This is a genomic window from Kitasatospora sp. NPDC101176, from assembly GCF_044768035.1.
Taxonomy (GTDB): domain Bacteria; phylum Actinomycetota; class Actinomycetes; order Streptomycetales; family Streptomycetaceae; genus Kitasatospora.
This window is the reverse complement of sequence record NZ_JBIWPA010000010.1, coordinates 152,221-162,558: the sequence shown is the minus strand read 5'-3', so window position 1 is coordinate 162,558 and position 10,338 is coordinate 152,221. Positions and strand designations below refer to the sequence as shown.

The following is a 10,338-nucleotide window of genomic DNA, read 5'->3' as shown; positions in this document are numbered from 1 at the left end:
CTCGGGAAGCGGCTTGAGCTCGGACTCGGGAAGCGGCTTGAGCTCGGACTCGGGAAGCGGCTTGAGCTCGGACTCGGGAAGCGGCTTGAGCTCGGACTCGGGAAGCGGCTTGAGCTCGGGCGAGGAGTCGGGGCGGGGCACCATCGGCAGAGGCTCAGTGACGGCCTCCTTCGGTGGCACCTGGCTGGTGCTGTCCGCCGAGGCCGGAACCTCCTGCTCGGCCTGCTTCCGCTGCAACGCCGACACGGCCGCCTTGGCCCGCTCGTCCTGCTTCGCCTGCTCCTGCCGGCGCGCCAGCTCCGCGAGCCTGGCCGACTCGGCCTGCTGCCTGGCCAGTTCCTCCCGCTCAGCCAGCTCCGCCTGCTGCCGAGCCGACTCCGCCAACCTGGCGAGCTCAGCCTTCTCGGCCAACTCCGCCTGCTGACGCGCCAGCTCCTCCCGCTCAGCCTGCTCCGCCTGCTGCCGAGCCAACTCCGCCGCCCTCGCCGCCTCGGCCTCCCCGGCCGCCCGCTGCGCCGCCGCGAGCTCCGTTGCGCTGCCCCCGGCGCCGCCCCCGGTCCGGTCGCCCGGGGCCTCCGGCGGGCTCGGGACGCGGCCGAGGGTCTCGGCGATCCGTCCTGCGAGGTCGTTCGCCGACGCGTCCGGGACGGGCGGTCCGGGCTCCTCCTCCTGGTCCGGCGGCAGGTCGTAGGGGTCGGACGGCCGGCGGCCCGTACGCCAGTTGTCCGGGGTGAAGTAGGTGTCGTCGGGGCCGGTGTGCTGCCGGGTGACCGACCGCTTCGGGACGGCGACCAGCACCGGGACGTCGCCGACGACCGTGTGCGGCCGCCACGACCAGGGTCCGGTGCGGTGCTGGAAGGAGAAGGTGAACTTGGCGTACCCCTCGAAGCGCACCAGCGGCTCGGGGAACTTGGAGTTCGTCACGGACCTCTCGGCGACGGTGCGTTCGCCTCCGGTGCGGCGCCCCGCGCCGCCACCGAAGGTGATGCCGCCCATGACCTTGCCCTTGACCTTGGAGAACTCCAGACCGAACTGGCCCATGAGCTGGGTCATCCGGGAGGCCAGCGCGCGTTCGGTGAACCGGGTCGAAACCTCGGCGGACTGGGAGATCTCCGACTTCGGCTCCTCGCGGCCCCGGCCGAGTGCGACCAGCTCCGCCCGCACGGTCACGCTCACCGTGTCGACGAAGCCCAGCCGGACGGTGCGGACCAGCGTCCCGCCCGCCGTCAGGTCGGGCAAGACGTCGATGAGGGTCCCGCGGTCGAAGGCGCGCCGGAGCCGGCGGGCGTCCGCCGAGTCCGGGTCCAGCCGGAACAGGTTCCGGCCGAGGGTGCCGAGCAGGTTCCGCAGCGAGCCGACGTCGGGCAGGTCCACGAGCAGGTCCTCGGCACCGAGCCCGCTCCACACCTCCCGGGGCGGTACGAGGTGGGTGGTCGTCGGGACGGCCCCGCGCGGCGCCAGCAGCGATTCCTCGCCGGTGCCGGGGGCCCGGTGACGCGCCTGCGCCGGCGTCCCGACCACCTGGGTGTCGGAGGTCTCCAGCAGCACGTCGAAGCCGAACTCGACGGTGGTGGTGGCCGCCCGGCGCGCACGCCCGGACCGTCGGTCCGCGTCCGGCACCGGCCGTGGCGTCGGCACGGAGCGGGCCGCGTCGCGGATCCGCCGGTTCTGCCGGTCCAGCTCCTCGACGAAAGGCCGGGGCAGGGGCGCGCCCGCGGGCAGGCCGGCGGCCGGGCGGAGCGCGCGCTGGCGCTGCTGTTCGGCGCGGGCCGCCGGCGGGAGGGTGCCGCGGACGGGCCGGGGCCCGCCCCTGCGGCGCAGCTCCACCTGGAGCACGCCGGTGCCCGTGAAGACGCTTCCGGGGACCTTGGTCTTGGTGGCGGTGCCGGTCCGTCCGGCGCCGTCGTGCTCGGTGATCCGTTCCTGGCCCCGGACGTGGCTCAGCGTGCCGCCGAGGACGAGGGAGACGGGCAGCGCGCCCACCGGGTCCGTGGTGACCACCAACCGCCCGGCGACGCCGTCGTCCGTGGCCGTGTTGTGGCCGGTCCGGCCGTCGGGGCCGCCCTGGGCGACGCCACCGGCGCCGCCGGCGGCGAACTCGGTCTCCGTCGTGTCCGCCGTGTGCCGGATCTCCCGCACACCGGCCCAACGCAGGACCACCGTGCCGCCGGGCACCTTGACGAAGTGCTCCTGGCCTGCCATCAGGGCGCGCATCCTGGACTGCACGGCGCCGGCCCGGAGGAGGGGTTCCAACGTGCTCCGCACCCGTTCCCAGCCGGCGCCGTAGACGCTCCGACCCGGCCGGTCGAGCTGGTCCAGCAGCGACGGGCGGTGTCCCGGCCCGGGCTGCGGAGGCACCGGCGCGGGCTGCGGCGCCGGTCCTCGGTCCGGCTGCGGGGTGGGCCGGTCGTGTCCGGAGGGGAGGGCCCGGGGCTCCGGTGCCCAGACCCGCAGCAGCACGTCGGAGCCGCCGAGCACCCCGGAGTCGACGATCCGCCGGGGCACCGAACGGTGTTCGGCGGGCGCCGGGGCCAGCCCCGTCTTCGGGTCGACGGGCAGTTCGCGGACGGGGAAGACCACGTCGATCCCGGTGACGGCGGTCATCGGACCGGAGGCGTCGGCGAGCCGCTGCCGGACGGCCCGGCCGACCAGCACGGACGGCCGGTTCGACGTCACCACGACGGACAGCTCGACGGTCACGTCCCCCGTGAACCGGGCCGCCCGCTCGACGGTCTTCTCCTTCTCGGAACGGCTGGTCACTGTGTCGCGGACGGTGCCCACCGTCCCGTGGGCGGCGGAGGTCTGGCTCAGCGTCACCGCCACGTGCGGGAACGTGCCGTCGACCGCCGCCGTCGCGGTGGCTCCGCCGCGCGTGTCGCGCAGGGTGCCGGTGGAGGAGACGGTCTCGCCGCCGCGCTCGAACTCGCACTTCTCGATCAGGCCCCGGTACTCCCGCATGGTCGCCGCGGCGCGCAGGAGCCGGACCTCGGCGGTGTAGCCCCGGTGCGAGACGGCCACCGTCCACCCGGCGCCGGTGGTGAGCGCCGCCAGCCGGGGGCGCAGCGAGGTCTCGTCGAGGTGGGGGGCGAGCGCGGCCTCGACCCAGGCCCAGTGCCGGCCGAAGACCGGCCGGAGCCGGACGCCCACGGCGTCCAGGACGGCCCGGACGTCGTGCAGGCCGAGGACGGGGTCGGAGGCGCCGAGCTCCCCGGTCCGGGTGACCCGGTCCGGGGGTCGCACGGCGAGCGGCTCGACCGGGCGGAGCGGCACGGCGGGAGGCCGGACGTCGGCCTGCTGGTCGCCGGAGGGCTGGTGCTCGCCCGGCGACGGGTGGTCGCCGGGGGCCTGCTGCTCGCCGGCCTCCTCGCCCTGCCCGGTGGGCGGGACGTCGGGGCGGGTGAAGACCAGGCGGGACGGGCCGCCGTCCGCCGCGGTCGGGTGCGGCGTCGTCAGGGACATGGGGAGCGCCAGCAGGGCCCGGACGACGGCCCGTTCGGGCGCGGTCGGGGCGCCGGCGCCGTCGTGCACGACCCTGACGTCGACCTCGACGTCGGCCAGGTAGACGACCATCGGCTCGGCGAACTTGGCGTTGGCGGAGCCGCCGGCGCTGTCCGCGGCCCGGTCGCCGCGGCGCGAGCGCGCGGCGTGGCCGCCTCCGCCGGTGGCCGCGACGGTGGTGTCGGCCGCAGGGAACCGGGGGCCGCCCTGGAGCCGGCCGGCCGCCGAGCGGAAGGTGTTGCGCCGGTCCCCGCTGCCGGCCGTCCACTCGTTCACGATGTTCAGCTCGGCCTCGTCGAACGCCCGGACGTAGGCCAGCCGCCGGACCTCGGCGCCGGCGAGCACCAGGGCGTCCGGCTGCCCGGCCCGCACCAGCAGCGGCGAACGCAGGTCGATGCCGTGGCTCATCCCCGGGAGCAGCGCCGCGAGCCGTTCGCGGCGGAAGGCCCCGCGCACGGCCGGGCCGAGCGCCGTCCAGCCCTCGGCGCCGAAGGTGCGCCGGCCCAGGCCCTCCAGGACGTCCGTCAACCCGGGGAGCGCGTCAGGACCGTCCTGGGGGCCGGACGGGAGGACGTCGAGCACGACGGCGCCCGTCGGCAGCCCGGTGCGGCCGTGGGCCGGGTCGGGGCCCCACACCTGGGGCGCGGGCATCCGAGCGGTGGTGCCGGGTGGCAGCACGGGCGCCCGGAGCGGCCCGGGCTCGTCGTCGGTGCGGAACGTCCGCCCCGCTTCGCCGGCCTCGCACTCCGCGGCCTGGAAGAGCACCTGGAACCCCAGGTCCGCCCTCGCCCGGTCGGGGCCGACGGCGCCGGTCCGGTCCCGGTGGGCGAGCGAGAGCCGGACGACGCCGTCGAAGATCGCGCCCGGGACCTTGGCCTTGAGCGCCGCACCCGTCCGCTGCGCGTTCTGCCCGACGGTGTTCCGGTCGCTGCCGCGCTGCCCGGTCAGCACGCCGCTGCCCGTGCCGCTGACGGGATCGTCCTTCCCGGTTCCGGAGACCTTGGCCGAGAACCCGAGCCCCAGGGTCACGGCCCTGGTGCTGGAGGAGGTGACGACACCCGTCGCGTCGGCACCGGTGTTGAACTCGCTCGGGTCGGTGTTGCGCAGGTGCACCAGCTCCAGGACCGTCGCCGAGACCAGGACGCTGCCCCGGCCCTCCGCCAGCGGGACCTCCAGCGGCTCTCCCGCGGTCATCGCCCGGAGCTGCGCCTGCAGACTGGGCAGGTCGAGCTGCGCGAGGAGCTCGGCCCGCACCGCGGGCCAGTCGTCGCCGAACCGCCGCCGGCCGAAGGCCTCCAGCCCGGTGTCCGCGTCCGCGGGCCCGAACAGGGCGGTGTGCCCGTCGGCGCGGTCGCCGCGCCCGTACCGGGTGCGGACGTCCTTGACCACGTCCATCCCGCCCAGCGCCGCCGTGCGGAGCACCCGGGCCGGCGGGGCGTGGTGGGTCGTCGGCGACGGCGCGTCACCGCCGGACTCCGCGGCCGGGGTGACGACCCGCGCCGACAGCCGCACCGACACCGGCCCCTCCTGCCCGGGCCGGGGGGCGGCTGCCACCACCGGGGTCCGCGACAGCGGGCGGGCCGGTGTGCGCACGCCCGGGACGGCGGAGAAGTCGAGGTCGAGAAGGATCTCCGCGTCGACCCACAGCACCGGTTCCGCCGTCTTGCTGCGGTGCGTCACCCGCCCGGTCGAGGCGACCGCCGTCCCCTCGGCGCGGTCCGCGACGCGGGTCGCCGGACCGGTCACGCCGACGGCCGAGGCCGGCTTCCCGCTGACCACCAGCCCCCCGGCCCACCGGGTGCGGCTCTCGCGCAGCGCGCCCGTCCCCGCGGACGAGTCACCGCCGTCCTCGAACTCGAACTTCTCCGTCCGGTGCGCGGTGACCGCCCGCACCACCGTGGCACCGACCCGCAGCAGGCCCGGCCCACCGCCGAGGTCCAGCGGCAGCAGCAGGTCGTCGCCCCTGGTCATCCGGGACAGGTGGGGCTGCAGGGTGCGCACGTCGAGCTGCTCGGCCAGCCGCTTCCGGATCTCCTCGCGCCGGCCCGCCGACACGCCCGCCCGCAGGTGCGCGAGCACGGCCTCCACGACCCGGCCGTTCGCACCGTGGACCAGCACCACGCGGTCGCCCGCGCTGATCCATCCCTCCTCGGTCATCCGGCGCGGCGGGGCAGGCAGGGGCGGGAGCGGAGTCGGGACCGGGGTCGGGGCCGGGACGGTGGCGGGCTGCTCCTGCGGGGGGACGGGCGGCTTGGTCGGCTCCTCCCGCTTCTCGTCCCCCGGGAGCCGGCCCTCCTGCGGCGTGTCCGCCTCCTTCGACGACTCGTGCTGCGACGGCTCGTGGTGCGACGGCTCCTGCCGGTGGCTCTCCTGGACCGGCTCGTTCGGTGGACCCGCCGGGTGGGTCACCCAGGTGAGCGCGCTGTAGTGCGCGCCGCGGATGTCGGCGGGGTTGGAGCGGTGCACGTCGACGGTCCGCGCGGCCTCGGGGTTCAGCACGAAGGACCTGCCGTGGTCGTCGTGCACCACCAGGCGCACGGCCAGGGCGTGCGCGACGACCTGCGCGATCTCGTCGTAGAAGCGGCTGCTCCACAGCGACCGGTTGCGCACCGCCATGTCCACCAGCAGGCTGAGCGGCTGGTCACGCAGGTCCGCGAGGGTCAGCCGCCGGGGATCGGTGTCCCCGTCGTGCACCCACAACGTCCCTGCGAGCGCGGGAAGCTGCTCCAGCATCCGGCTCCAGGCCGCGTCGGCGTCCGCCGCGGGCGCCCCGGCGGCGAAGACCGCCCGCAGGTGCTCGACCAGGTCCTCCCGACCCACGCCGTCGAACGCCGTTCCGGCGATCGCCCGAACCTGATGCTCCGTCAGGTCGTCGAGCAGGAAGTGCAGCGGGCTCTGCTCCCGGGAGTCAATGCTCTCCCGGAGCGGGGCGCCTGCCGGGCCCCGGAACCAAAGCGAGACGACCCTGCGGGCGTCCCGGGCACCGAGGTCGCGGTCCGCGCCGGCCAGCACCGCGGTGAACAGGCAGTCGCCGTCGCCCGGGGTCTCCAGGACGTCGAAGGACGACCCGTCCGGCCGCGTCACCCGCTGCACCGCGCGGCCCTGCCGACCGCCCTCGGCGTCCGATGACGGCTGGTCCTCCTGCAGGAACCCGCCGAGCTTTCCGACACGCCGGGAATCCTTGGTCTTCTTGGTCTTCTTGGTCGATTCCGGCTCGACGGGCGGATGCGAGCCCTGCTCCGTGTCCGGCTCCGTACCCGGCACGAACTTGACCCAGCGTCCGCGCGTGCCGTGTTCGTCGCTGAGGATGCCGAGCTGGGCGACACGCTGTCCGACAGCCACGTGGATGGTGGTCGTGGATGCCCAGACCACGCGGCCGGTGGCCTCGGCGAGCTCCTGCGCGACCGCCTTCCCGCTGTCCCCCAGGGCTCCCGCCTGGCACGCGAGCAGCACGATCTGCGTGTCCGGCGGCATTCGCCGGAAGCTGGGACGCCGCCGCACGACCTGGCCGAGCCCCGTGCCCGAGACGTACACCTTCTTCTTGTTCCCGTTCGCCGGCTGCTCGGACAGCGTCGGCAGCATGGCCGCCAGGTGCGTGGCGTGCGTCATGACGGTGTAGATCGGCGCCGAGACGTCCCAGGGGACGAGGCCGATGGAGCCGAGGTCCGGATCGGCCGACGCGGCCGCCAACACGGGGTTGTCCACGAAGTCGGAAGACAGGTACTCGAAGTGGGGACTGGTCGGGTCGAAGCCGTCACGCACCGCCTCCCACTCCCGGGTGAGCGAGTCGTCCCGGAAGAAGCGGCCGCCCGACTGCCTCCCCAGCGGGAAGAGGATGGGCTGACTGTCGAGGTCGCTCTCGTCGACGATGTCCGGCTTCTTGGCGTCGACCCGGCGCCCGTTCTCCTTGGTGACGCCCTTGGTCGGGATGCTGGAACCCTCGGGCGCCTCCGGCATCGTCGGATCCGGCGGGACCTCCTTGATCCAGAAGCCCCGTTCGGGCTTCAGGTGCTTCTTGGCCTCCAGATCGGGGCGCATCTTGGCCCTCACCCGGATCTGACCGTCCGTCAGCGACGTCGCCACCGAACTGGTCCACACCGTCCGTCCGGTAGCCGCGGCCAGCGCCCGCGGCAACACCAGGTCCGCGCCGAGCTCGGAGGGCCCGACCAGCACCAACGGGGTCTCGGGGGTGAGGACGTCGCCCGGCAGGTCGGCCACCACCGCCTCGGCGAGGGTGTCGGCGTCGGCGTCCATCAGCTTCTTGGAAATCAGTAGCAGGAAGGGTTCATGCCCGGTGATCTCGGTCAGGCTGTAGTTCTTGTTCTTCTCCTCCTTCGTGTCCTTGTCCTCGGCATCGCTCCCGTCCTCGGCACCCTTCGCCGCCTTCGTGGGCTTCGCCGGTTTCGTGGGCTTCGCGCCCCTCTCGGCCTTCGTGGGCTTAGCGTCCTTCTCAGGCTTCGCCGTCTTCGCGGATCTGGCCGACGTCCCGGCCTTCACACCCTTCGCGGCGGGCGCGGCCACGACGTCCTTCGCGCTCTCGGCGGCCTTCGCGGGCCTGGCTGACTTCCCGGCCTTCGTGGCGGGTACGGCGGTCACGGCAGTCGTGGCAGGTGACGCGGTCGTGCCATCCGTGTCCTCCACGACCACCGCGTCCTCACCCGCCGCCTCTCCCTTCGCGACAGCCCCGGCCTCCGCGCCCTTCGCGTCCTCCTCGATGACGCCAACAGCCGGCGCGATCCGCTCCACCGGCTGGTACGGACCGTCGCCGGGCTTCGCGGGCATGGACCAGTGGTAGACGCTCCGTACGTCCTCGGCCACCACGGGCGGGGCGCTCTTCCGGCCGCGGCTCTGCAGCTCCAGACCGACGACGACGCCTCCGGACGTGGTCAGACGGCTGGTCGTGTAACGCTCCTGCCGCTCCTTCGGCTCGCCCTTCGTCCCACCGGCCCCCTCGGAAGCAGCGGGCACCGGGTCCGCCAGCGCTGCAGGCGCCTCCTGTGGCGCAGAATTCGCCCCGGGAGCAGGCCCCGCCAGCGGCACGGGCGCAACCTGCAGCGCGGGCTCCACCTGCGGCACGGGCTCCACCTCCGGCGCGGGTGGGAGCAGCGCGGCCCGCAGGGCGTCCCGCAGCGCGGCACCGGTCAGGGACGCGTCGATCCCCCCGATCGCGTCCACCACCGCCTTCAGGTGGTCCGACAGCGGGCGCTGCCGGTCAGGCAGGCCGTGCAGGTCCTGCGCCATGCCGGCCAGCCAGCCACCGGTCAGGTAGGCGACCCTCATCCGGTAGTGGTCCCGGGCGAGTTGCTCCAGTCGCCGGAGCGCCCTGACCCTGTCGAGGTCCCGCGTGATCGCTTCCGGGGCCGCGTCCCGGTGGTAGAGGTCGTCGTGGATCTTCAACAGTGCACCGGCGGCGAGCCGTTCCCGCGAGGAGGGCGCGGATGCCGAGGACTCCTCGCCGGACGGCACCACGGCCGGGTCACCGGTCGTGGCGGGCTCCTTGGCCAGCTCGCGCGCGACCTCGTCCAGTGCGTCCCGGGTGACCGTGCCGCCCGCACCGTCGATGCCACGGGTGAGGATCGCCGCCGGCGCGGTGGCAGGCGTGGTCACCACGGGCTTCTTGGCCCGTCCGGAGAAGCTCGTCGTGTCGTCGTCGGTGCTGTCGTCGTACTCGTCGTCGGTGCTGTCGTCGTACTCGTCGTCGGTGCTGTCGCCATCCTCCCCCAGGAGGTGCCTCGCCACCGTCCGCCGGACTTCGGAGGCGGCGTCGGACCGATCCCGTTCGCCGCTGCCACGGGGAAAGTCCGGCATCAAGCCTCGACGGGCCAACGACTCGACGTCCACACCCAGTTCGGCGGCCAGCCGGTGCCAGGGGTCTGCCAGTCCGTCCGCCTCGTACCGGGCGAGCAGGGCGCGGGCATCGGCGAGCGAGAGGTCCCCGTGCTCGCCGGAGTTGCCGCCCGACTTGTCCCGCAGGTCAGCCAACAGCCGCTGCCAGTCGGCTTCTTCGGCAGCCTCCCGGCTCTGCCGGGCACTCTCCCGCGTCGCCCGGTGGGCAGCCTGCCGCTCGGCATCGCGCTGCTCCTCGCGGGCCTGCTCGTCGGCGAGGAGACGCTTCTGCTCCTCCAGGGCCTCCGCGCGCGCCCGGGCCCTGGCCGTCGCGTCGGCCTCCCGCTGCGCCTGCCGTTCGGCCCTGCGCTGCTCCGCCTCGGCGGCCTCCCGGGCCCGCTGTGCGGCGCGTTCGCGGGCCTGCGGGTCGTTCGTCTGCTCCTCGCGTCGGCGCTCGGCGGCCTGGTGGCTGGCGCTCTGCTGACCGGACTCGGTGGCCCGCCCGTCGCGGGTGGCGTCCTTCCCCCCGAGGACGTGGCCCTGGCCGGGGAAGTCGCCGCGCTCCTTCGGGGGTGCCGCGGGCGGGCGCTCCTCCCGCGGGCCGTCACCGGGCCCGTCCGTCAACCGGTGCCCCTGACCCGGGAACCTGTCCGGGGCCGTGGGGGTGTCCGAGCCGCCGGGGTGCTCGGGCCCGGCAGGCCCGGGTACCACCTGCGTCCGGCTGCCCTCGGACTGCCGGCGGGTCTGCACACCGGATTCGGACGGAGCCGAACCCGCCTGGTCGCGGCCACCGGAGCCCTTGTTGGGAGCGACGGCACCGGAGTCGTCGCCGTCCCGCTCCTTGAGCTCGTTGAACGCGACGATCCTGGACCTGCGCGGAGGCCGCGGCTTTCCGTCGTCGCCGTCACGGCGTGGGCCCTCGGAGGGCGAATCGGCGGTCGGCTTCCGGTCCCCCTTCAACTCCGCCTGACGATCCAGGAACGCCGACGCCCGCTCACCACGCGGCCCCGACGC

At 75.0% G+C, this 10,338-nt stretch carries 1 pseudogene; it reads right to left on the bottom strand.

From position 1 onward, the window contains the following. Nucleotides 1-9,948: pseudogene (locus tag ACIRS1_RS17110) on the bottom strand (hypothetical protein); the annotation flags it as partial. Between the last annotated feature and the right edge of the window lie 390 nt (nucleotides 9,949-10,338).